We start from the raw sequence: 23,514 nt of genomic DNA on the forward strand, positions 1-23,514 counted from the left end.
ACAATCCGCTTCTCCACAGGCCGAACACAAGTCGGCGCGGGGCCGCGGCACGAAACGTCTGCACGGCTATTGAATTTGCAATCTATATCTAGGGCTTACCTTTGAGCCAAGTTGCCAATCTTGACATTACGCGTCGATTGTCAATCCGATTGTCAATCGCTGCCACTGCCCTCTTATAGACAGGCCACCGGGACCCCAACCCTCAGCCCGCGGCATCTCCAGAGAGCCCGTCGTAAACGATCTTCTCGGCCGACTTCAGGAGGTCGTCTCGTTCCTCGCGCGTTGCCGCCTCCGCATAGGCCCTCACGATGGATTGCGAGCGCGACGGCCTGAGCATCGCCCATGAGCCGTCATCGAACGTGACCTTGAGGCCTCCCGCGTGGTTCACGGCGACGGGTGTCTTTCCCGCCATCGCTCGCGGATTGAGGCCTGGCAGGATATTGCGGAACGCCTGCACCTTCGCCACGTCGAGGGTGATGTCCTCTCGCCCGTATGCCATGCGGCCGACCTCGCCGCGCACCCCCTGCACCAGCCCCTCGACGGTGGCGTGCCGCGTCGCAAGCTCCTCGAGGATGTAGAGCGCCGCCAGAATCGCGTCGCGCTCCGCCAGGTGGTTCGGGAACGCCAGCCCGCCGTACTCCTCCGCTGCCATGAGCACGTCGCCATCGGCCATCTCGGCATGCAGGCGCGAGAAGCCAACTGGTACCGCCGTATAGTCAAGGCCAAGCCGCTCGGCCTGGCGCTCGAGGCGCTCGGAGCACGCGAGGGTGCCGACGACCCTGCCACACCCGTTCTTCTCGCCCACAAGATGGTCGAGCACGAGGGGACCCAGGTCGTGGACGGATACCATGCGGCCGCGCGCATCGACGAGCGCAAGGCGGCGGCAGTCTCCCCCAAAGGCAAGGCCAAGGTCCGCGCCCTCGCGCACGACGGCCGCTTCGCAGTCATCGACCCAGGGCTCAATCGCGCGCGGATGCAGCCCGCCAAAGTCAGCGCGGCAGCCCGCGTGAAGCTCAACGACGTCGACGCCCAGGTCGCGCAGGAGCGACGGCACGACGCACTGGGCCGTTCCGTACATGCTGTCCACGACGACGCGCGGGCGAGAAGATCGCACGGCCTCGGCGTCGATCAGCCCCATGAGCTCGAGCACGTACGGCGACTGCAGGTCGACGCGGGCGTAGCGGCCCCGTGCCGTGCCAGGAACGGAGGATATGAGCTTGTCCACGTCGTGCGCGAACGCATCCGAGACGGAACCGCCGTCCGGCCCGCAGACCAGGACGCCGCCATAGTCGCTCGAGTAGTCCCCGCCGGAGACCAGCACGCCGCCCACGCACGCGTCGTCGCGGGCCACGCCCGCCTCGAGCACGGGCGCCGGGGTCGGGGCGTTGGCCAGCAGGACCCGCAGGCCGCAGGAAGCGATGAGCCCCGCGGCCTCGAGCGCCATGTCCTCGCTGTCGTGGCGGGTGTCGTAGCCGACGACGATCGTGGCGCCCTCGTGCACGGTCCCCCACACGACGCCCAACGCCGCGGCGACCGCGCGCACGCCCTCGAGGTCGTATCCCTCGTCGCGCCTGCTATACCAGCCGCCGACCCTGAAGTGTATGTTGCGCATCGAAGGTATGCGCTAGTTATCGCCCAGGACGCTCTTGCCAAGCGCCTCGAGGAACGCCTCGCGCGTGGACTCGTCCTGAAGCGCGAGCCTTGCGTTGACGCCGGCCCACGCCGCGGGCGTGCCGGTGTCGCAACCCTCGGTCGGGTCGACCACCAGCGCGTACATCTCCTCCTCGGCAAGCAGGCGCTCCATGGCGTCCGTCAGCTGGATCTCGCCGCCGGCGCCCACGCCCTGGTTGGCCAGCAGGTCCATGATCCTGGGCGTCAGCAGGTAGCGGCCCACGATGTAAAGGTGGGACGGCGCGTCCTCGGGCGCGGGCTTCTCGACCAGGCCCGTGACCTTCCACACGGCGCCCTCGTCCTCGTCCGCGACGTCGGACCCGTCAAGCGAGCCGACGTGCTCGCCCGCGATGATGCCGTAGCGGCTCACCTGGTCGGCGGGCACGGGCGCCACAGCGATGACCGAAGCGCCGCCATGCTGCTTTGAGACCTCGGCCATGCGCACGCACATCTGGTGGTCGGGAACGAAGTAGTCGCCGAGAAGAACGAAGAACGGCTCGTCGCCAACCGCGTCGGCGGCGCAGTAGACTGCGTGACCCAGGCCCCGCGGGTTGTCCTGGTAGACGAAGGAGACGGGAAGGTTGGACGCGTCATGCACGAGGTCCGCCTCGCAGGTCTTGCCGCGCTTGCGCAGCATGTCCTCGAAACCGCCGTCGACGCGGAAGTACGACTCGAGCTGCGGCTTCTCCCTCGAGTTGACGATTACGACCTCGTCCACGCCCTCGGGTTCGAGGGCCTCCTCAACAACATATTGGATAACCGGCTTGTTCAGAACGGGCAGGAGCTCCTTTGGCGTTCCCTTCGTCGCAGGCAGAAAACGAGTTCCCAATCCCGCGGCGGGAATAACAGCCTTCATGAATGGTCCCTTCTATACGCATCAACAGTCGAGCCGCAGCCGCCTGGCGTCCGCACCGCGTGCAGACCCGGCAACCGGCCCGTCTTGCATGAACAAGGATAGCCATTGGGCCGTTCCCGGGAAACATCACATAGGCGGGCGGTCATGTTTAGCGCGCTCCCGACGCAACTCGTATAGGTGCCGTGGAGATTTTGCCCGCCGCCGCTAGAGAACCTCGAAGTGGAGTGCGCCCGACAGCTGGTCGAGCGTCGCGAGGATCGCGGCCGTCGCGCCGAGCGGATCGGGTCCCGCATACCCAAGCACGCGCACGCCGGCACGCACGAGGGATTCCGCGGCAGTCCGAACCGCCACGGACCCGAGGGAGCCGTCCCTCTCGCCCGGCTGCGCGTCCCGTTCGTCCCCGTCCAGCCGCACGACGAGCCCGCGACCCGCGGCGTCCGCGGCAGAGGCGAGCGCGGTCGAGAAGGACGCGGCGTCCTCCAGGCGAACGCTTGCGCCCACCGCAAAGGCTCCCGCGGCAGCCAACTGCGAGAATGCCTGCGACGGCGTCAGGCCATCTGGGGTAAGCGGGCCCTCCGGCTGCCGATCCGTGGCATCGTCGGCAGCATCCGCGCTGGAAAACGGCACCATTGCCACAAGCGGCAGCCGTACCACCTTGAGGATCGCCCGCACGAGGTCGGCCGCAAGCGCGACGTCGTGCGCGAGCAGGAGCAGCCCGTGCACGCCGGCATCGGCCAGCTGCGTCGCCTGGCGGCACAGCGAGTCCTCGAGTCCGTCCGGGCGCTCTTCCGCCACCTGGCCAAGCGCGCCCAGCACGAACCGCGGCCCGCACGAGCGCGCCTCGCGCACGGCGCCGACGTTCGACTCGCGCGCGACCCGCGCGAGGCCCGCATCCAGCTGGACGTCCGAGCACCCGAGCGTGTGCGTAACGGCGCAGTCGGCCCCGGCCGCGTGGAACAGCCCGTGCAGCTGGCCGATCAGGGCCGAGTCAGAAAGGTTCCACTCTGCATATGGAATCCCCTGCGAGAAGGGCTGCTCCGCGATGAGCGGCCCCATGCCGCCCGAAAGCACGACGGCCGCCCCGGTACGTCCGCACAGGACGCTCGCAAGTTCCTGCCGCTGGATCGCGTCCTCGTCGTCAGAGGTCGCGGCCTCGCGCCAGAGGGGGCAGCTCGGCCACGATGCCTCGCGCTTCTCGCTCATTCCTCCACCTGGATTCCCTGCTTCTCGAGGTACGCCAGCCACCTGTCCTGCGTGTCGGCGGAAAGTGCGTGCTCCATCAGGCACGCCTCGGCGTCTGCAGTCTTTGGGTCGACCCCGAGGTCGCGCTCGAGGAACGACCTGAGCATGCGGTGGCACCGCCACACGCGCCGCGCGTAGCTAACGCCGGAATCCGTCAGCTGGATGCGGCCGTAACGGTTCTGCTCCACGTAGCCCGCGTTTCGCAGCGTGGTGACGGCCTTGTTGACGCTTGCCTTCGAGACGTCCAGCTGCTCGGCCACGTCCACGGAACGCACGCCCCTCTCGCCGCCCTCCTCGCGCATTATTCGATAAATCGACTCGATGTAGTCCTCGTTCGACTTCGAGAGGTGCTCGCCGCCGCCGGCCACGTCCGACGGCGCCTTGCCCTCGGTCGCACCTGGGACACGGCCCTCGGCAATGTTCTCCATGTTCTTCTCCAAAAACTCCCGCGCCCGCGGGTTCAGTTTCGCTTTCGTCAGTATGTACCCAACGAAGCACAGGGCGATTCTTGCCCAATTGTGCCAATCCACCAAAGGCCCGAAGTCGCAAAAAGGCCTGGGCACGCGATGGCGCCCAGGCCGCACTTGCACGTATCTGCCACAGACCTACATGAAGAGGTCCTCGTCCTCGTCGGGCACCTCGCAGCGGACGGCCTTGGCGCCAAGCGCCTGCAGCTTGTCCACGAACTTCTCGTACCCGCGGTCGATGTGGTGGATCTCGGAGACGGTCGTGACGCCGTCCGCCACGAGACCCGCCATTACGAGCGCCGCGCCGCCCCTCAGGTCGGGGGACTTTACCTCCGCGCCCGAGAAGCCCTTGACGCCATGGACGATGGCGTGATGCCCCTCGATGCGGATGTCGGCCCCCATGCGCTGCAGCTCGCTCGCGAGCATGAAGCGGTTCTCGAAGACGTTCTCGGTGATGATGCAGCTTCCGTCGCACAGGGCCAGAAGGGTCATCGTCTGGGCCTGCATGTCCGTCGGGAAGCCCGGGAAGGGCAGCGTCTGGATGTCGGTCGCGTGGATGGGACCCTTGCGGCTCACGGTGCAGCCATCGTCAAAGCACTTGATGTCTAGCCCCATGAGCTCGTACTTCTTGAGCACCAGGCCAAGGTGGCGCGGGTTGAAGCCCCTTACGGTGACCGGGTCCTTGCAGAGCCCGCCCATCGCGATGAACGTCCCGGCCTCGATGCGGTCGCCCACGACGCGGTGGCACTCCACTGCATGGAGCTTCTCGACGCCCTCGACCTCGATTACCGGGGAGCCGGCTCCCCTGACCTTGGCGCCCATCTCGTTCAGGAGGTTCGCCAGGTCCACGATCTCGGGCTCGCGTGCCGCGTTGTCGATCGTGGTGGTGCCCTCGGCGCACACGGAGGCCATCATGAGGTTCTCGGTCGCGCCGACGCTCGCGAAGTCGAGCGTGACCGTCGTGCCCTTGATGCCGTTGGGGGTCGAGGCGTGGATGTTGCCATGGTCGATCTCGAAGGCGACACCTAGGGCCTCCAGGCCCAGGATGTGCATGTCGATCTTCCTGGCGCCGATGTTGCACCCGCCAGGCATGGCCACGACGGCCTTGCCAAAGCGGGTGAGCAGCGGGCCCATTACCGCCGTAGAGGCGCGCATCTTGGCCACGAGGTGGTACGGCGTCTCCCACTTGTCCACGCCGGTCGTGTCGATCTCGAGCTCGTGCTCGTTCTTTACGTTGATCTTCGCGCCCAGGCACTTGAGCACCTTGCCCATGACGTGAACGTCCGAGATGTTCGGAACGTTGGTGAGGGTGGTGACGCCAGGGGCCATGATGGTCGCGGCCATCAGCTTGAGTGCCGAGTTCTTGGCACCCTCCACCGTGACCTCGCCCGTGAACTTGTGGCCGCCTTCAACCTTGATTACTTCCAACGCTACTCCGAACCCCTGGTGTCTCTACTTGTCGTCCGCATGCTTGAGCAAGAGGTTGCACCACTTGATCTTGTTGTCATAATACGCGCGCCTGTTGTCGCCCTCGGGATACTGGTCCCTGGCGTCCATGGCCTTCTGCCTCGTCTTGCGAACGACGTCAGGCTCGATGTCGCCAACCTTTCGGGCGTGGTCGGCAAGAACGATGACCTTGTCGCCGCTGATCTCGGCATAGCCGCCGGACACGATGACCTTGTCGACGCCGCCCCCGTCCTGCTCTCGCAGGTTAAGACGGACGATGCCGTCACCAAGGTGGACGATCTCGGACGCGTGGCCGGGCCACACGCCGAGCTCGCCGCTCTCGGTCACGAGGACGCAGCTCGCGACGGGCCCCTCGAAGAGGAGCCCGTCCGGGCGCACGAATTGACAGTTAAGCTCTGCCATAATCTTCCCTACTCAGCGTGAGCCGTCTCGGCTTCCATCTTCCTGGCGCGCTCGCGCACGTCGTCGATGGTACTGGCATAGTAGAAGGCCTGCTCGGGCAGGTCGTCGCACTTGCCGTCCACGATCTCCGCAAAGGAGCGGACCGTGTCCTCGACGGTTACGTACACGCCCGGGTTGCCCGTGAACTTCTCGGCAACGTGGAACGATTGCGACAGGAACTGCTGGATCTTGCGGGCGCGCGCAACCACGAGCTGCTGCTCCTCGGAGAGCTCGTCCATACCAAGAATCGCGATGATGTCCTGGAGGTCGGAGTACTCCTGCAGCGTCTCCTGCACCGCCATTGCAACGCGGTAGTGCTCCTCGCCGACGATGGACGGGTCAAGCGCGGAGCTCGAGCTCGCCAGCGGGTCGACGGCGGGATAGATGCCGAGCTCGGTAATGGCACGCGAAAGAACGGTCGTCGCGTCGAGGTGCGTGAACGTCGTCGCAGGCGCCGGGTCGGTCAGGTCGTCTGCGGGGACGTAGACGGCCTGCACGGACGTGATCGAGCCCTCCTTCGTGGAGGTGATGCGCTCCTGAAGCTCGCCCATCTCCGTCGCCAGCGTCGGCTGGTAACCGACTGCGGAAGGCATACGGCCGAGAAGTGCGGAGACCTCGGAGCCTGCCTGCGAGAAGCGGAAGATGTTGTCGATGAAGAGAAGGACGTCCTGACCCTGGTCGCGGAAGTACTCGGCCGTGGTAAGGCCGGCCAGCGCGACACGCATACGTGCTCCAGGCGGCTCGTTCATCTGTCCGTAGACTAGGCAGGTCTTGTTGATGACGCCAGATTCGGTCATCTCGAGGTACAGGTCGGTACCCTCACGGGTACGCTCGCCGACGCCCGTGAAGACGGACGTGCCGCCGTGCTCCTGGGCCAGGTTGTTGATGAGCTCCTGGATCAAGACAGTCTTGCCGACGCCTGCGCCGCCGAAGAGGCCGGTCTTGCCGCCACGGACGTACGGCTCGAGAAGGTCGATGGCCTTGATGCCGGTCTCGAAGATCTCAGTCTGCGTCGTCAGTTCGTCGAACGCGGGCGCGGGGTGGTGAATCGGGTAGTACTGGACGTCCGAGGGGACCTCGCCGCCGTCGACGGGCTCACCCATGACGTTCCACACGCGGCCCAGCGTGGAGGGGCCGACGGGCATCATCATGGGGTGGCCGGTGTCCTTGACCCTCAGACCACGCTGGAGGCCGTCGGTCGAGGACATTGCGACGGTACGGACGACGCCGCCCGCGAGCTGGGACTCGACCTCAAGCACCGTGCTCACCTTGCCGACCGGCGTCTCGCCGTCGACGGTCAGTGCGGTGTAGATGGCCGGGACCTGCCCCTCGAATTTGACGTCCACGACGGGGCCGACGATACGGACGATCGTGCCGGTACCCACCGTGCGGTTCATGTGCTTAAAGGCGGCCTCCTCCAAGGGAGTGCGCGTCTGTTCTGCGGTTTCTGCCATTAGCTTTCCTCCAATGCGGAAGCACCGCCGATAATCTCGTTCAGCTCGGTGGTGATGGCGCCCTGGCGCTCGCGGTTGTAGGTGCGGCTCAGGGAACCGAGCACTTCCTTCGCGTTGTCGGTCGCCGACTGCATCGCACGACGCCTGGCGCCGTGCTCGGCAGCAGCCGAGTCGAGAAGAGCATGGAAGATGACGGTCCTGAAGTAGGCCGGCATCAGATAGCCGAGTACAGCTTCTGCGGAGGGCTCGAACGAGTACTCGGGGTAGATCTTGTTTTTGACCTCGGCCAGCGCTTCGGGGGTACGAGGCCTGTTAGGCATCATGAGCTTCTCACGCGAGATGGGCAGAAGCTGCTCGGTCACCTGCGTCTGGTCGACGCGGTTCTTCGCGTGCCAGTACAGGAGCATCACGCGGTCTATCTTGCCCTTCACGTAACCGTCCATCACATAGGACGCGATACGGTCGGCCTCGTCCATCGTGGGCTCGGAGGAGATACCCACGAAGGAGAGGACCGGCTTCATCTTGCGATACGTGAAGTACTCGGTAGGCTTTCGCCCGCACGTGATGACCGAGGAGCTGATCCCCTTGCCGGCGAGCTCTCGCATCTCCCTCTCGACAGCGCGCTGCTGAAGGACGTTGAAGCCACCAGCGAGGCCGCGGTCCGAGGCGACGACGATGAAGACCACGTTCTTCTCCTCGTCATGCTTGAGGAGGAGCGGCTGCGTGGAGCCCGCACCTGCCGTGGCGACGTTCGCGAGCATGTTCGTGATGGCGTCCTTGTAGGGACCGGCCTCCTGCGCGCGAGCGAGCGCATGCTGAATCCGTGCCGTGGAGATCATCTCCATGGTGCGGGTGATCTGCATGGTGCTCGTGATGGAGTTCATGCGCCTCTGTATTTCGCGTAGGTTGGCCATTTACTGCTCCTGGCCCTCTTCTTCCTCGGTCTCCGCGGCAACGTCGACGTTCGACTCCGCCGTCTTGGCGACGTCGCCCATCGTGGCCTTGTTGGGATGCGCCGCAAGGAACTGCTCCTTGTAGTGCTTGACATGCGTCTTGATGCGCTCGGCCATGCCGTCGTCGATCTTGTGGTCGCGAATCTCCTCGCGCAGCTGCGGGTGCCTCTCCTGCATATACTTTGCGAGGCCGTCGCGGAACAGCGTCACGTGATCGAGGTCGACGTCGTCGAGGAAGTCCTCCTTGGCGGCAAAGATCGCGATGACCTGGTCGACGACGTCGAGTGCGGAGAAGCGCTTCTGCTTGAGCATCTCCATCATGTGGGCGCCGTGGTTGAGCTGGTACTGCGTCGTGGCATCCAGGTCGGAGCCGAACTGCGCGAACGCCTGCTTGTCACGGTAGCTCGCGAGGTCGAGCCTCAGGGTGCCGGCGACCTGCTTCATGGACTTCAGCTGCGCAGCACCGCCGACTCGCGACACCGAAATGCCGACGTCGACTGCGGGGCGCTGGCCCTGGAAGAACAGGTTCGACTGCAGGTAGATCTGGCCGTCGGTAATGGAGATGACGTTCGTAGGAATGTACGCGGAGACGTCGCCCTCCTGCGTCTCGATGATCGGCAGAGCCGTCATGGAGCCGCCACCGTTCTTGTCGGACAGCTTGCACGCACGCTCGAGCAGACGGGAGTGCAGGTAGAAGATATCGCCAGGATACGCCTCGCGTCCAGGCGGACGGTGCAGCGTAAGCGACATCTGACGATACGCGACAGCCTGCTTCGACAGGTCGTCGTACACCACGAGGACGTGTCCGCCGGGGTGGCTCTCGTCAGCGGGGTTGCCGTTGGCGTCGTTGTACATGAAGTACTCGCCGATTGCGGCACCGGCCATTGGCGCGATGTACTGCAGAGGCGCGGAGTCCGCTGCGGTTGCCGCGACGATGACCGTCTTGTCCATCACGCCGTGACGTGCGAGCGTCTCCTTGATGCCGGCGACGGTCGAGGCCTTCTGGCCGATGGCGACGTAGATGCAGATGATGTCCGTGTCGGCCTGGTTCACGATCGTGTCGATGGCAATGGCGGTCTTGCCCGTCTTGCGGTCGCCGATGATGAGCTCACGCTGACCACGTCCGATGGGGACCATGGCGTCGATTGCCATGAGGCCCGTCTGGACGGGCTCGCAGACCGGCTGGCGCTCCATGATGCCAGGGGCCTTGAACTCGATGGGGCGACGGTGCGAGGTGTCGATGGCACCCTCGCCGTCGATCGGCTGGCCCAGGGGGTTGACGACGCGACCGAGCATCGCGTGGCCGACGGGGATGTCCATGACGCGGCCGGTCGTGCGGCACTCGTCACCCTCCTTGATGGAGTCGACATCGCCGAACAGAACGGCGCCGACCTCGTCAACGTCCAGGTTCTGGGCAAGGCCGTACACGCTGCGGCCCGTGGCGGAGCTGGTGAACTCGAGGAGCTCGCCCTGCATCGCGGACTTCAGTCCGGAGACGTGGGCGATGCCATCGCCGACCTCGGTCACGACCGAGGCCTCCTGCGTATCGACTGTCGCGTTGATCTTGGACAGTCTGCCACGCAGCGTGTCCATGATCTCCGTGGAGCTAATCTTGTCTGTCATTTCGCATCACTTCCGACGAAGGTCGAGACGAGCGTCTTCCTGATGTTCGTGAGCTGGGCCTTAACGGAAGCGTCATAGCGGTGGCCGCGAGCCTCGAGGACGATGCCTCCGAGAATCTCCGGGTCAACACGCTCCACGAGGTACACGGGAGCGTTGAGGTCCTTCTCGGCCTTGGCGCGAACCTTCTCGCGAAGCTCGTCGTCCATGGGCACGGAAGTCGTCACGGTGACCGAAACGGTCTTGTCCTCCTTGTCGAGGATCTCCCGATACTGCTTGCCAACCTTCGCAATCAGGTTCAGGTCGTCCGCATCGCGCATCGCGCTCAGGGTCTCGAGGACCTCGGGCGAGAACTTGCGGGCGTGCTCCCACTGGACAAGGTCCGCATTGGCCCTGCCCTCCGCACGCCCAGCCTCGATGAGGGCGCGGGAGTAAGCCTCGACCTTCTCATCTTCGTTGCGCTTAGCGCTCATCTGGGACACTCACTTCCGCAAGGTACTTCTCTGCAAGCTTGCGCTGCTGGTCCTCGCTTAGCTCGTTGCCGATGACCTTGCTCGCGATTTCCACGGAAAGGTCCACCACGGAGCCGGAAAGCTCGATCATGGCCTTCTTGCGCTCGGACTCGACCGCACCGTGGGACTTCGTGATGATGTCCGCAGCCTCGCGCTGTGCCTTGGCGAGGATCTGGGAACGCTCCTCCTCGGCCTCGCGCTTTGCCTGGGCGACGATCTTCTCGGCCTCGTTGTGGGCCTCGCGGATCGTTGCCTCGTAGCTCTTGGCCTCCTCGGCCGCCTTGGCCTTAGACTCGGCCGCCGAATCCAAGTCGTCCTGGATCTTCTTCTGGCGCTTCTCCATCATGCCCAGGATCGAGGGCCAAGCGAACTTGGCGAGCACGAACCAGATGACGAGAAACGCGATGAGCGCGGGGAAGAACTCCGCCGGCTTTGGGAGAAGGATGTCCTGGCCGCTTGGCATCTTGGCAAGCGCGAGCGTAGGCGCGAACACAGAGGCGGCGGCAGTGGCGGCCGATGCCCCCACGATGCGCGAAAGCCCCTTAATGTTGATGTTCATACGTGCCTCCAACTCAGCGTCGTTCGTCTTTCTCGATTGCTTAGGAAATGAGGGTGACGACGAAGCCGATAAGGGCGAGTGCCTCGACGAAGGCCGAGCCCAGAATAAAGACCGTGAACAGACGGCCCTGGACCTCGGGCTGGCGCGCCATGGCCGTAGTTGCTCCGTATGCCGCGAGACCGATGCCAAAGCCAGCACCAATAACGCCGAGACCATAACCGATGACTCCCACGATTCCTCCTTTGTCATTCGCCCAACGACCGGGCGATTTTTTGACCTACGTATACCAGCGGGCGTGGGGCCCGCGAGTACCCACTAGTTGCTACTCGTCCTCGACGAGCTGGATGTAGACGGCCGACAGCAGGGCGAAGACGTACGCCTGGATGACGGCAACCAGGATCTCGACCAGGTAGATGATGATCAGGAGCAGGACCCAGAAGATGGAGCACGCCGCCTGGCCGAGCGCGATTGCGGAGAAGCCCTGCAGCAGCGGCTCGACGAAGAGCGTCGCCAGGATGGCGAAGGTGCCCATGACGATGTGGCCTGCGAACATGTTGCAGAACAGACGAATGGCGAGCGTGATCGGGCGGAGCAGGTTGGAGAAGAGCTCGATGACCCAGACCATGCCGGCCATGGGGCCGGGCAGGCCGGCGGGCGCCATGCTCTTGAGGTAGCCGAGCACGCCCATGCGCCTGATGCCGACGGCAACGTAGTAGACGAAGGAGCAGATGGCGAGCGCCGCCGTGACTCCCATCGTACCGGTGCCGGGGTGGCAGCCGGGGACGATGCCGAGGAGGTTGTTGAACAGGATGAAGAAGAACACCGCGGAGACGAACGGGAAGTGCTTCTTCCAGTTCTTGCCAAGGAGGCTCACGCAGAGGTCGTCACGGGCGAACTCCACGAGGAACTCCATGCCGTTCACGAAGAAGCCCTGCGGCACGAGGCTCTGGGACTGCTTCTTCTTGAACGTGAACATCACGATCAGGAGGATCGCGATTGCGATGAGCATGAAGAAGATGTACTGGGTGAGGCCCACGGTCGTGTTGCCGACGACGGCTTTGGCCATGAAGCTGTCAACCAGCTCCTCCATCTCCTTGGACAAACTTGCTAGCGGGTTCACTATTCGTCCTTCCCTCCAGGCGAGGCGGACCCCTGGACCGCCCTCAAGCCCCTGATGGACTCGACTCCCCAAACCACGAGGAACGCCACCACCGTTGCGATCCCAAAGCTGGCCTCGTAGGCCCGCGCCCTAAGATGCGCCACGTATATTGCCGCCGATAGTAGCAGGAACGAGACAAGTGTTGTCGCGAGTCCCGCGCCCACGCTAACGCTATGGTTTGTACCCCGTTTGTTGGCCCGTTCAAACAGCACGGCAGACGGAATCGCGCCGATCACTCCGCAGACGGCCCCTAACACGATGGCGAACGCCTGGTTCATGGTCACCTCGATACTCACCACAAAGTCAGCGCTATGAAGTGTAGTTGTGTGGAATCGCAAAGTCCACAGGCATATTTTCGCGTTTTCGTTCAAAAGTCGCACGTAGGACGCCTAGTGGCGCATTTCCGCAGGATTCGCGCCGCGATGTGCGGGGCGATTTTTGAACGACTTTCAAAAATGCTACGAAACCTACACGCCGCGCACGCGAGCTCGCGAAACCCTTACGTAGGGTGAGGGATACAAAGAGGGCGAGAAGAACTTCCGGCTGGGTCGGTCGTTCTTCTCGCCCTGAAAGGCGTCGTCCGTTCTGCGGGGGCCTACTTGGTGCCGTAGATGCGGTCGCCGGCGTCGCCGAGGCCCGGCAGTATGTAGGCGTTCTCGTTGAGCTCGCGGTCGAGCGCGCAGGTGAAGAGGCGCACGTCCGGGTCGTAGTCGAGCACGGCCTTGACGCCCTCGGGGGCCGAGACGATCGTGAGGCAGCGGATGTCCTTCACGCCCGCGTCGCGCAGGAACTTGATGGCCGCGGTGAGCGAGCCGCCCGTGGCGAGCATCGGGTCGACCACGAGGCAGGTGCGGTCCTCGATCGAGGGCGGGAACTTGCAGTAGTACTGGTGGGGCTCGTGCGTCTGGGGGTCACGGTACATGCCGACGTGGCCGACGCGCGCCGAGGGGACGAGCGTGAGGATGCCGTCGACCATGCCGAGGCCCGCGCGCAGGATGGGGATGATCGCGATCTTCTTGCCCGCGATGCGCTTGCAGGTGGTCTTCTCGAGCGGGGTCTCGACCTCGACGTCCTCGAGCGGCAGGTCGCGCATGGCCTCGTAGCCCTCGAACACGGCCAGCTCGGTCACGAGCTCGCGGAAGTCCTTGGTGGACGTGTTCTTGTCCCTGAGGATATGCAGCTTGTGCTGGACGAGCGGGTGGTCGATGATCTTGAAGCGGTTGGTGTCGAAGTCCATGCGTGCCTCCAGTGCCCGGCGCCCGTCCCGCGCGAGGCGGGGCGGGCGAGCTGACTTTGCCGCCAAGAATGGTAGCACGCCAAATGGGCAGGATTGGGTACCGATGGCTAGGCGTCCACGCCCTTGAAGGAGGGGTCGTCCTCGCGCATGATCTTCTGTACGCGGCCCGCGTGGCGGCCGCCGCCAAAGTCCGTGGTGAGGAACTCGTCCACGATGGCCTTGTTGACGTCGAACGGGGTGAAGCGGCCGGACATGCACACGACGTTGCCGTCGTTGTGCTCGCGGAAGAGGTGCGCGAAGTACGGCGACTGGATGACGGCCGCGCGGATGCCGGGGACCTTGTCGGCCGTGAGGGCCATGCCGATGCCGGTGCCGCAGATGAGGACGCCGCGGTCCGCGTTGCCGGCGGCGACGTAGCGGGCGACCTTGTCCGCGAAGTCGGGGTAGTCCACGCGGTCGTCGTTCTGCGGGCCAAAGTCCACGACCTCGTGGCCCAGGCTCTTGAGGTACTCCACCATGGCGGGCTTCTGGTTGAAGCCGGCGTGGTCGGACGCGATTGCGATCTTCATGTTGAACTCCTTAGGGACGCCGTTGCTACCACAAAGATACCCCATGCGGGGCGCCGCGTATGTGACGCGCGTCATGCCGCGCTATCCGCGCGCGACCTCCATCACGTCGGCCGTGGGGATGGCTCCCTCGCGCAGAATCCGGGGCTCCTCCCCCGTGCAGCCCACGATGGTGGACGCGATGGCGATGGGCGCGGGGCCGCCGTCGAACGTGAGGTCCGCCTCCGCCACGATGCGCTCCTCCACCCCGGCGCCGGACGTTGCCGAGGGCGCGCCGTGCGTGTTGGCGCTCGTGATGGCGAGCGGGCAGCCCACGCGCCGCGCGAGCGCGCGCACGAGGTTGGAGTCGGGCAGCCTGAGGGCGATGGTGCCGTCCGAGCTGCGCACGTACTCCGGCGGCACGGTGGGCGCCGCCTTGACCACGAGCGTGAGCGCGCCCGGCCAGAACTTTTGCGCCAGCGCGACGGCCCACAGCGGCACGTCGCGCCCGAAGCGCTCCAGGTCCTCCGCGTCCGCCACGAGCCACGGCAGCGTCTGCGCGAGGTCGCGCCGCTTGATGGCGAACGTGCGCCCGAGCCCCGGGTTGTGCGGCGTGGCCGCGCACCCGATGCCATACACGGAGTCCGTGGGCACCACGACGACCCCTCCGGCGAGAAGGACGTTCGCACCGCGCCTGACGGCCGCCGCGTCAGGCGCGGCCTGGTCCACGTGGATGACCTTCTCCCTTTGCGAGAGCGCGCGCTCGCGCCCCGGGTCTATGCCCTGCGCGAGGCTCCCCTCCCGCACGGCCACGAGCACGCGCGGCCTGCGCGTCAGGTCCTGGCGCACCTCGACCGTGGCCCAGCCGCCCTGCTCGCGGCAGAGGTCCGCGGCCGTGTTGACGTTGGTCTCGAACAGCTCCACGCAGAGCATGCCGCCCGGGCGGAGCGCCCGCGGCGCGAGCTCGAGCAGCCGGCGGAACACGTCGAGCCCGTCCGGCCCGCCGTCGAGCGCGAGGTGCGGCTCGTGCGCCTCGACCTCCGCGGGAAGCGTGGGCACCACGTCGGACGGGATGTAGGGCGGGTTGGACACCAGCACGTCGAACGCGCCCATGTACTGCGGGTCCACGCCGCTCGCCAGGTCGCAGCGGATGACGTCAACCGCTCCGTCGAGCCCCAGCGCGTCGCGGTTGCGCTCCGCCAGGGACGCCGCGCGCTCGGACACGTCCGTCGCCACCACGTGCGTGCCGCGCCGCTCGCTCGCGATTGAGCAGGCGATGCATCCCGTGCCGGTGCCGACCTCGAGCACGCGGGCCTCTCGCCCGCACGCGCGCGCCGCGTCCACGCCCTCGAGCGCCGCGTCCACCAGAATCTCGGTCTCGGGCCGCGGGATGAGCACGCCCTCCTCGCAGCGCAGGACGATGTGGCGAAACGGCATCTCGCCCGTGATGTACTGCAGCGGGGCGCCCGTGCCGCGGCGCACCACGGCGTCGTGCATGCGCTGAAGCTCCTCCTGCGAAAGCGGCCGGTCGAAGCTCGTGTAGAGCTGCACGCGCGTGAGTCCCGTGACGGAGCCCAGCATCCACTCCGCCGAGAGGCGCGGCCGCTCGTCGCCCTTGCGCGTGAGGTAGCCGATCGTCCAGTCGAGCATCCTCTGTATGGTCCACGTTTCCTGCTCCGCCATGGCACCTCCATGCGCCGCACCGTCCGGTACCGCGCCATTCTAGAACAAGGCGCGTCCCCCGCCGCTGCGGAAGACGCGCCTGCGTGCACGTTGTGTGATGTGGGCAAAGGCAGCCGCAAGGCCGGCACGGGCGGGCGAGAAGGACGCGGGCCCGTGCAAGGCAGCTGCCCGTCACGGCATCAGACGGCCTGCGCGAGCTTCTCCGCGCGCTCGGCCGCGGCGAGCGCCTCGATCACCTCGCCCAGCTTGTCGCCCTGCAGCACGCCGGTGTACGTGCTGTTGAAGCCGATGCGGTGGTCCGTCACGCGGTCCTGCGGCTGGTTGTACGTGCGGATCTTCTCGGAGCGGTTGCCATGGCCAATCTGGCTCAGGCGCTGGGCGCCCTGCTCGGCCTGCTGGCGCTCCAGCTCGATCTGGTACAGGCGCGCGCGGAGCATCTCCATGCAGACGGCGCGGTTCTGGATCTGGGAGCGCTGGTCCTGCGACTGCACCACGATGCCCGTGGGAAGGTGCGTGATGCGCACGGCGGAGTACGTCGTGTTGACGCCCTGGCCGCCGGGGCCCGACGCGCAGTAGGTGTCCACGCGCAGGTCCTCGTCCTTTATCTCGATGTCGATGTCCTCGGCCTCGGGAAGCACGGCCACCGTGGCCGTCGAGGTCTGGATGCGGCCCTGCGACTCCGTCTTCGGGATGCGCTGCACGCGGTGCACGCCGGACTCGAACTTCATCACGGAGTAGACCTTCTCGCCCGTGACCTTGAACTCGATGGTCTTGAAGCCGCCCGCCTCGCCGGGGCTGGAGGAGAGCACCTCGATCTTCCAGCCGCGGCTCGTGGCGAAGCGCTCGTACATGCTGTACAGGTCGCCCGCGAAGATGGCCGCCTCGTCTCCGCCGACGCCGGCGCGGATCTCCACGATGGTGTTCTTCTCGTCGTTGGGGTCGGCGGGGATCAGCAGGTACTTGATCTCTTCCTCGAGGCCGGGGATCTTCTGCTCGTTGGCGTCGATGTCCTCCTGCAGCATCTCCTTCTCGTCGGCGTCGGCCTCGTGCAGCATCTCGCGCGCGGCCTCGATGTCGTCAAGCGCCTGCAGGTACTCCTTGGCCTTGGCCACGAGCTCGGCCTGGCTTGCGTGCTCCTTCGCGACGCGGGCGTACTCCTTGGGGTCGCCCACGACGGAGGGGTCCATCATCTTCTTTTCCAGCTCCGCGTACGCCGCGATGAGCCGCTCGAGCTTCTCTCTCATCTTGGTCTCCTTTGGGTGGTCGCGGCGCGGCGGCACGGGGCGGCGGCGTTGCGCGACATAAGTGTTCAGCGTAAGTGAGGATACCACCTACGAGCGACTTCTATTCGCGCAGGTGGCAATGCACACGCCATACACGGGCCCGCGGCACGCTACCACGGGCGGCCCGGCCTCCCCACGCGCGGCAGCCAACTGTGAGAAACTGTTCCCACAAACGCGAACATGCAGGCGCGACGGGCAGGGGCACATGGCAGACAAGCGCAAGCAAGACGACACGCAGGGCGAGGCGGGCACCACGCGGGACCTGCCGGGCACGGGCCCGGCCGCGGACGGCGACGCCACGCAGGACGCCCCGACCACGCGCGTGGACGCCCAGCCCACGGCGCAGCGAACTGCCAAGCGCCCGCAGCCACGGGAGCTCCCCCGCGAGGACGCGGGCGAGAAGGACGCCCCCTCCTCCTCCGCCGGCGGCGACCGTGACGGCACCCCCGCCGATGCCGCGGCCACGGACGCCGCCGGCAACCCCGTCGCCCGCGCGCTGCGGAAGCTGGCCGCGACCGTGCGCGCCCACCGCGTGGCAACGGCATGCGCGGCCGCGGGGGTGGTCCTTCTCGCCGTGGTCGTCACCATCGCGACGGGCGCCCTGAGCCAGAACCTCCCGAGCCTCGGCAAGGTGGGACGCGACGCGCTTTCCAACGCGCCGCAGCTCAAGCACGAGGCGGGCGCCTTCGACAGCACGGAGGCCCTCGTGGCGAAGTCCGCCTCGGGCCGGAGCGTGAGCATCAAGAACGGTACCGTCACCGCGCAGGCGCGCATCAGGTACTCAAACGGCTCCATCACGGCCACGGTGCCCGTGCGCCTCACGTACGTGCGCGACACCAAGGGCAACTGGCTGCTGGAGTCCACGCGGCGCAGCGGCACGACCTCCTACGCGGCCACCACGGGCGTGGGCACGTCGCGCATCCGCGCTGGCGTGGGCGCTATCCTCGCCAAGGCGGACGCGGCGGGCAGCTCGGGCTCCTCCACGGAGTCGCTTGCGTCGCTCTACAAGGACGCGACGCTCAAGGTGGGCAAGGCGAGCTTCAGCCGCAAGGGGCAGACCGAGACCGTGACGCTGCACCTCAGCGAGGCCAAAGGCTACGCCACGCGCTCGTGCACCGTGACCGCGCACTTCAGCTTCGCCGCGGCAAGCGGCTCGTGGGAGCTCACGAAGGCAACCGCAAGCTCGGGCGCGCGCAAGCTCAGCCTGGCGTCGCTCGAGGGCACGTGGACCGGCACGTTCCAGAGCCAGGAGGCCTCGGGCAAGCGCTGCTTTGGGGCGCGGGGGCAGACCCTCTCGCTCAAGATCGAGAGCGTGTCCGCGGACTCCAAGCGCCTCACGGGGACGCTCGGCTGCGTGGCGCACTATCACGCGGAGCCGGACGCGGACGTTGACTCCTCCGACGGCGACTGGCAGCTCACGGACGTCACCTTCGAGGGCACGCGCGTGGGCGAGAAGGACGACCCCACGGGCAGCACCTACGCCTTCGAGCTCACGACGCCCGAGGACAGCCAGGGCACCATCGTGGCGTGGGTGGGCTTTGGCAGCGACGACGACCCCACCCGCGCCGTCGCGCGCGTGACGTGCACGCACACGGAGCAGGAGTCGTTCCTGCTCATCCCCTACGACGCCACGGCCACGTACACGGACGTGTTCACGCTCGCGAGGCAGTAGCGCGGTGCCGCCGCGGCGGGATCGCGGCCGGCGCCGCCGTCCTTCTCCCCCGGCGCCACCGTCCTTCTCCCCCGCCGCCGCGGCAGCCTAGCGCGCCGCCAGCTCATCCGCCATGAGCAGGCCCATCACGCTCGACATCATGAGGCCGCGCGTCCAGCCGGACGAGTCGCCCAGGCAGTGCAGGTGCGCGACGTTGGTGTTAAGGTGCGCGTCCATCGCCACGCGGTTGCTGTAGAACTTGAGCTCCGGCGCGTAGAGCAGCGTCTCGTCCGCGGCAAAGCCCGGCACCACCTTGTCCACGGCCTTCATGAACTCCACTATCTCGATCATGGCGCGGTACGGCATGGCCGCCGTGATGTCGCCGGCCTCCGCGTCGGGCAGCGTGGGCACCACGTTGGAGCGGCCCAGCTCCTTGGGCCACGTGCGCTTGCCGTCCAGCACGTCGCCAAAGCGCTGCACCAGGATGTGGCCGGCGCCCAGCATGTTCATGAGGCGCCCCACGTTCTGCGCGTAGGCGATGGGCTCGTGGAACGGCTCGCGGAAGTTAAATGACACGAGCACGGCCAGGTTGGTGTTGGGACTCTTGCGCTCCTTGTACGAGTGGCCGTTCACCACGGCCAGGCCGCCGTCGTAGTTCTCCTGGCTCACGAAGCCGCCCGGGTTCTGGCAGAACGTGCGCACCTTGTTGCGAAACGGGGGCGGGTAGCCCACGAGCTTCGACTCGTACAGCACGTTGTTGACGTCCTCCATCACCTCGTTGCGGACCTCCACGCGGACGCCCAGGTCAACGGGGCCGGGCGCGTGCGCGATCCCGTGCTCGGAGCACATCTCGTCAAACCAGAGCGCGCCGCGCCGGCCGGTGGCGACCACGGTCTCCCCGGCCAGGATGCGGGTCTGGTCCTGCGGGCGTCCCGTGGGCGCAACGACGGCGCCCAGGCACTTCTCGCCCTCCACCAGCACCTCGCGGCACTCGTGCTCAAAGAGGATGTTGACGCCCGCGTCCAGAAGCAGCCGCTCCACCTTGCCGTATATCTGCTGCGCGCGCTCCGTCCCCAGGTGGCGGATGGGGCAGTCCACGAGCTTGAGGCCCGCCCGGATGGCGCGGCGCCGGATGTCCGCCACGCGGCCGCGCTGGCCCACGCCCTCCACGTGCGGGTCCGCGCCCAGCTCCAGGTAGACCTTGTCCGCGCGCTCGATGGTGGCCTGCACCAGGTCCGCCCCCACAAGCTCCGGCAGGTCGCCGCCCACCTCGTGCGAAAGCGACAGCTTGCCGTCGCTGAAGGCGCCCGCGCCCGAGAAGCCCGTGGTGATCCGGCAGGGGTCGCATCCCACGCAGTGGCCCACCTGCTCCTTGGGACAGTGCCGCCGCTCGATGGGCAGGCCCTTCTCCACGATGGTGATGGAGCGCCGGTCGCCCTTGCGCAGGAGCCCCAGCGCCGTGAAGATCCCCGCAGGCCCGGCCCCCACGATGAGGAGGTCCGTCCTCATGCACGCCGGCTCCGCGCCCGCCTTGCCTTCCACATCCATGCCGCGCCTCCCGTCGTCTTGCGTCCCTCGGGCACGGGCATTGTACCCATGCGCGCCGCGCCCACGGCCCCCGCCTCTGCCGGCGGGCCGTGGCGACGGCGTGGGCGGATTTGTCACGACGGCCGCACGGGGTATCCTAGGGGAAAGCCCGCCTGCGGGGCACCCGCTCCGCAGCCAACGTAAAGGAGAAGTGCATGCCACAGAGGCCCAAGCCGTTTTTGGTGGACGGCAAGCCTTTCTACACGCTGAGCTCGTACGAGCCCGTGAGCGTCACGATCACCATCCCCTACACCACGAGGCAGGACGTGGAGTTTGCCCTCGAGCTCGCCTGCCAGGCGCGGGGCGGCACCAAGGAGGACCTGGGCGACCCCGCCTGGGTCAAGCGCAACTTTGACATGGACAGCGTCGACGAGCTGCGCCTGATGATGCGCAGCTTTGTGGCAGACTCCAACGCAAAGGCCGCCCGCAACGAGCTGCCGACGCTCTGCGTGCGCGAGCTCGCGAGCCGCCTGGAGCAGTCGGTCACCAAGGCCGAGGTCGCGCGCGCCCGGCACAACCTGCGCGCGGAGTTCCTGCAGCGCCTGCGCGATGACGGTCACACGCTGGAGGAGCTGCTCGAACGCACGGCCGCCGACGAGCAGGAGCTGAGCGACATGTTTGACCGCGAGGCCCAGGCCACGGCCGAGGAGTCCGCCGCGCTCGACGCGTTTGCGCAGCGCCGCCTGGTCCACGTGGACTACGAGGAGCTGCCGTCGCTCCTGGGCGTGTCCACGCAGGAGGCCCAAAGGATCGAGGCCGAGGCCAAGGCAGCCGGAAACTACGCCGACCTCCGCGCGACGGCCCGGCGCAACAAGGCCCTGCGCATCGTGCTCGACGAGTGCCAGTGCACCTACCGTCACGAGACCGAGGCCGAGGCGGCCGCGCGCGAGGACGACATGAGCTACCTCGAGGAGGGCGTCGACCTCATCCGCGAGGCCAAGGCGGTCGCAAGGGAGGCAGAGGGCGAGAGGGACGACTCCCCTCGCCCACACCTCAGGCTGGTGTAGCGGGAACGGGCCACGCGTGGGCGAAGGGGGCCGTTCTTCTCGCCCGCGTGCGCCTGCCGCGCCGCGAGACGATTGCGCAAACGCAAGGGGGAGGCCGACCGAAGTCGACCTCCCCCTCTGCTTGCTATGGTGCGATGCGCGGCTGGCGCGTCACGTCCGCGGGCCTACTCGGCAGCGGGCGCCTCCGCGTCGGCGGCGTCAGCGGCGGCCTCGACGGTCTCCGCGGCGGCCTCGGCCTCGGCAGCGGCCTTGGCGGCCTGCTTGGCAGCCTCAGCCTCGGCCTTCTTGGCGTACTCGGCGGCACGCTTGGCCTTCTCGGCAGCCTTGGCCTCCTTGGCGGCCTTCTTGGCGGCAGCCTGCTCGGCAGCCTTCGCAGCCTTGGCGGCCTTGGCCTCCTCGGCCTTCTTGAGCTGGGCGGCAGCGGCGCCACCGAACTTGTTGGCGAAGCGCTGGACGCGGCCGCCGGTGTCGACGAGCTTCTGCTGGCCGGTGTAGAACGGGTGGCACTTGTCGCAGAGGTCGATGGTCATCTCGCTCTTGGTGGAACGGGTGACCCAGGTGTTGCCGCAGGTGCAACGGACGGTGCACTCCACGTACTTAGGATGGATGCCTTGCTTCATAAGGGACTCCTTTGTTTGGCCTGGTTTCCGACCAGGCGAGGATGGTAGCCCTGGTTTCCATTCAGGGCGTCAAGCTCTAGGAGTGTAGCAGATTCTTGCCTCTCGCGTTGTGGAGAAGAAATGGCGGTTGTGGCGCAGCCCGCGGCCGCGGGTGGGTAGACTTAGGCCCTGAGACATCGTTTGACCCCGACATCACCTGGAAGGTCGCCATGCTCCTGACCGTAGACGTAGGAAACACCCAGACCACGCTCGGCCTGTTTGACGCCGACGGCGCCCTGCAGCGCCAGTGGCGCATGGCGACGGACCACACGGACACGGCCGACGAGCTGCACGCCCGCCTGTTTGGCTACTTCAGCATGTTCGGGCTCGACCTCGCCAGCGTGACGGACGTCGCCATCGCGAGCGTCGTGCCCATCCTGTCGCAGGAGTGGCAGTACATGATGTCGCACCTGCTCATGGCGGAGGACGTGCTGCTGGTTGACGCCACGCGCGACTGCGGGATCCCCATCGACATGCCCGACCCGCACCAGGTGGGCGCGGACCGCATCGCGAACGCCGTGGCCGCGCGCGAGCGCTACGGCGCGCCCGTGATCGTGGTGGACTTTGGCACCGCGACCAACATCGACGTGGTGGACGCCCGCGGGGCCTTCCGCGGCGGCGCCATCATGCCCGGCGTGCTCTCGTCCGCGAGGGCGCTCTTCTCGCGCGCGGCCAAGCTGTCGAGCGTGCCGCTCGTGGTGCCGCCGCACGCCCTGGGCGACACGACGGAGACCGCGGTGCAGTCCGGCATCGTGATTGGCGCTGCCGCGCAGGCGGAGGGGCTGGTCAGCCGCATCAGGCGCGAAATCGGGGCGCCCGAGGCAACCGTGGTGGGCACGGGCGGCTTCGCGGACGTCGTGGCAGGCGCCACGGACGTGTTCGACGTGATCGACCCAGACCTCACCGTCCGCGGCATCCAGCTCATCTGGCGCCACCGCAACCAGAAGCGCGCCGCACGCAGGCAGCGCGACATCAACGGGTAGGCCACACAGGCCAGCCGGTACCTTCCAAGTGGTACCAGTGGTACCTGCCGCCAAAATTTCCGGCTCCCTCGTAGCCCAGAGGGGTTTGTGCATGATTGCGAAGCTCAATCCCTCATGAAAGCGATGCGTGGCGTGCCCTTTGGAGCCGGAAGTCATGCACAACCCCCGATTCGTTGACACGCCAAGGCGGCTTGTGCATGACTCTTCATTCGCGACCAGGGTCGGCGCCCCGTTGGTACGTCACCAAATCATGCACAAGCCCCCACCGATTACGTGACGGCTTCAAAAAGTTCGGAAGACCCGTCTTACGAGCTTACTCCGCCGGCCGCAAGCCGCCCATTTCGCCGGACAAGCGATCCGTCCGGCTGGCTCCTCGGCGCCCACTGACCAGAATTTCTGGCCACCTTGCAACCAAGAGGGGTTTGAGGGTACTTTTCCATTCACTTTTTTATCTAATTGGACTTCGCACGGATTTCGC

Annotated in this window: 23 protein-coding genes; 3 read left to right on the forward strand and 20 right to left on the reverse strand. The window is 66.7% G+C overall.

All coding sequences use genetic code 11. The features are described from left to right. Nucleotides 1–202 precede the first annotated feature (202 nt). The 18 genes from ACI38Z_RS08755 to prfA form a co-directional block, all read right to left on the reverse strand. Entirely contained in the window at nt 203–1,612 is a 1,410-nt protein-coding gene (locus ACI38Z_RS08755; protein ID WP_439789817.1) for a phosphoglucomutase, read from the reverse strand. A gap of 12 nt (nt 1,613–1,624) precedes the next feature. Then, nucleotides 1,625–2,527 carry a UTP--glucose-1-phosphate uridylyltransferase gene (locus ACI38Z_RS08760; protein ID WP_439789818.1) on the reverse strand — a complete coding sequence of 301 codons (903 nt, stop codon included), beginning with the start codon at nt 2,525–2,527 and terminating at the stop codon, nt 1,625–1,627. 204 nt (nt 2,528–2,731) lie between these two features. Beyond that, nucleotides 2,732–3,730: a homocysteine S-methyltransferase family protein gene (locus ACI38Z_RS08765; RefSeq protein WP_439789819.1), complete on the reverse strand. Its 999-nt coding sequence runs from the start codon at nt 3,728–3,730 to the stop codon at nt 2,732–2,734. Continuing rightward, nucleotides 3,727–4,197: a metal-dependent transcriptional regulator gene (locus ACI38Z_RS08770; RefSeq protein WP_439789820.1), complete on the reverse strand. Its 471-nt coding sequence runs from the start codon at nt 4,195–4,197 to the stop codon at nt 3,727–3,729. The genes ACI38Z_RS08765 and ACI38Z_RS08770 overlap by 4 nt, the downstream gene beginning before the upstream one ends. A gap of 177 nt (nt 4,198–4,374) precedes the next feature. Next, nucleotides 4,375–5,664, reverse strand: coding sequence for a UDP-N-acetylglucosamine 1-carboxyvinyltransferase (gene murA / locus ACI38Z_RS08775; protein ID WP_439789821.1), 1,290 nt, complete (start codon nt 5,662–5,664; stop codon nt 4,375–4,377). Between the two features lie 24 nt (nt 5,665–5,688). Then, a complete protein-coding gene (gene atpC, locus ACI38Z_RS08780; protein WP_439789822.1) occupies nt 5,689–6,105 on the reverse strand; it encodes an ATP synthase F1 subunit epsilon in 417 nt (138 codons plus the stop codon). 8 nt (nt 6,106–6,113) lie between these two features. Next, nucleotides 6,114–7,598: a F0F1 ATP synthase subunit beta gene (gene atpD / locus ACI38Z_RS08785; protein ID WP_439789823.1), complete on the reverse strand. Its 1,485-nt coding sequence runs from the start codon at nt 7,596–7,598 to the stop codon at nt 6,114–6,116. Further along, nucleotides 7,598–8,512, reverse strand: coding sequence for an ATP synthase F1 subunit gamma (gene atpG, locus ACI38Z_RS08790; protein ID WP_439789824.1), 915 nt, complete (start codon nt 8,510–8,512; stop codon nt 7,598–7,600). The genes atpD and atpG overlap by 1 nt, the downstream gene beginning before the upstream one ends. Next, nucleotides 8,513–10,174, reverse strand: coding sequence for a F0F1 ATP synthase subunit alpha (atpA, locus tag ACI38Z_RS08795; RefSeq protein ID WP_439789825.1), 1,662 nt, complete (start codon nt 10,172–10,174; stop codon nt 8,513–8,515). Continuing rightward, on the reverse strand, nt 10,171–10,644 hold the full coding sequence (locus ACI38Z_RS08800) for a F0F1 ATP synthase subunit delta (RefSeq protein WP_439789826.1): 474 nt from the start codon (nt 10,642–10,644) through the stop codon (nt 10,171–10,173). The genes atpA and ACI38Z_RS08800 overlap by 4 nt, the downstream gene beginning before the upstream one ends. Continuing rightward, nucleotides 10,634–11,242, reverse strand: coding sequence for a F0F1 ATP synthase subunit B (gene atpF / locus ACI38Z_RS08805; RefSeq protein WP_439789827.1), 609 nt, complete (start codon nt 11,240–11,242; stop codon nt 10,634–10,636). Before atpF ends, ACI38Z_RS08800 begins: the two co-directional genes overlap by 11 nt. 40 nt (nt 11,243–11,282) lie before the next feature. Next, nucleotides 11,283–11,474: an ATP synthase F0 subunit C gene (locus ACI38Z_RS08810; RefSeq protein WP_439789828.1), complete on the reverse strand. Its 192-nt coding sequence runs from the start codon at nt 11,472–11,474 to the stop codon at nt 11,283–11,285. A gap of 90 nt (nt 11,475–11,564) precedes the next feature. Next, nucleotides 11,565–12,362, reverse strand: coding sequence for a F0F1 ATP synthase subunit A (atpB, locus tag ACI38Z_RS08815; RefSeq protein ID WP_439789829.1), 798 nt, complete (start codon nt 12,360–12,362; stop codon nt 11,565–11,567). After that, nucleotides 12,362–12,679, reverse strand: coding sequence for a hypothetical protein (locus ACI38Z_RS08820; protein WP_439789830.1), 318 nt, complete (start codon nt 12,677–12,679; stop codon nt 12,362–12,364). The genes atpB and ACI38Z_RS08820 overlap by 1 nt, the downstream gene beginning before the upstream one ends. A gap of 317 nt (nt 12,680–12,996) precedes the next feature. Next, nucleotides 12,997–13,638 (reverse strand): uracil phosphoribosyltransferase, encoded by a 642-nt coding sequence (upp, locus tag ACI38Z_RS08825; protein WP_439789831.1) that lies wholly within the window; start codon nt 13,636–13,638, stop codon nt 12,997–12,999. 107 nt (nt 13,639–13,745) lie between these two features. Next, on the reverse strand, nt 13,746–14,207 hold the full coding sequence (gene rpiB, locus ACI38Z_RS08830; protein WP_439789832.1) for a ribose 5-phosphate isomerase B: 462 nt from the start codon (nt 14,205–14,207) through the stop codon (nt 13,746–13,748). Between the two features lie 81 nt (nt 14,208–14,288). Next, a complete protein-coding gene (prmC, locus tag ACI38Z_RS08835) occupies nt 14,289–15,866 on the reverse strand; it encodes a peptide chain release factor N(5)-glutamine methyltransferase (RefSeq protein WP_439789833.1) in 1,578 nt (525 codons plus the stop codon). A gap of 179 nt (nt 15,867–16,045) precedes the next feature. Continuing rightward, nucleotides 16,046–17,110: a peptide chain release factor 1 gene (gene prfA / locus ACI38Z_RS08840; RefSeq protein ID WP_439789834.1), complete on the reverse strand. Its 1,065-nt coding sequence runs from the start codon at nt 17,108–17,110 to the stop codon at nt 16,046–16,048. Nucleotides 17,111–17,354: 244 nt separating this feature from the next. Here prfA and ACI38Z_RS08845 point away from each other — a divergent pair, with 244 nt between their 5' ends. Then, complete coding sequence (locus tag ACI38Z_RS08845; RefSeq protein ID WP_439789835.1) at nt 17,355–18,821, forward strand: hypothetical protein; 1,467 nt, start codon at nt 17,355–17,357, stop codon at nt 18,819–18,821. 87 nt (nt 18,822–18,908) lie between these two features. Here the strand turns inward: ACI38Z_RS08845 and ACI38Z_RS08850 are convergent, their stop codons facing one another. After that, nucleotides 18,909–20,348, reverse strand: a complete 1,440-nt coding sequence (locus ACI38Z_RS08850; RefSeq protein WP_439789836.1) for an NAD(P)/FAD-dependent oxidoreductase — start codon at nt 20,346–20,348, stop codon at nt 18,909–18,911. Between the two features lie 194 nt (nt 20,349–20,542). On the opposite strand from ACI38Z_RS08850, the gene ACI38Z_RS08855 reads away from it, so the two are divergent. Then, nucleotides 20,543–21,394 carry a hypothetical protein gene (locus ACI38Z_RS08855; protein WP_439789837.1) on the forward strand — a complete coding sequence of 284 codons (852 nt, stop codon included), beginning with the start codon at nt 20,543–20,545 and terminating at the stop codon, nt 21,392–21,394. Nucleotides 21,395–21,558: 164 nt separating this feature from the next. Here the strand turns inward: ACI38Z_RS08855 and rpmE are convergent, their stop codons facing one another. Beyond that, nucleotides 21,559–22,014: a 50S ribosomal protein L31 gene (rpmE, locus tag ACI38Z_RS08860; RefSeq protein WP_439789838.1), complete on the reverse strand. Its 456-nt coding sequence runs from the start codon at nt 22,012–22,014 to the stop codon at nt 21,559–21,561. A 209-nt stretch (nt 22,015–22,223) separates the two neighbouring features. Between rpmE and ACI38Z_RS08865 the strand changes: the two genes are divergently transcribed. Further along, complete coding sequence (locus tag ACI38Z_RS08865) at nt 22,224–23,036, forward strand: type III pantothenate kinase (RefSeq protein WP_439789839.1); 813 nt, start codon at nt 22,224–22,226, stop codon at nt 23,034–23,036. Nucleotides 23,037–23,514: the final 478 nt, after the last annotated feature.

This window comes from Parafannyhessea sp., assembly GCF_051876455.1.
In the GTDB taxonomy this organism is placed as follows: Bacteria; Actinomycetota; Coriobacteriia; order Coriobacteriales; family Atopobiaceae; genus Parafannyhessea.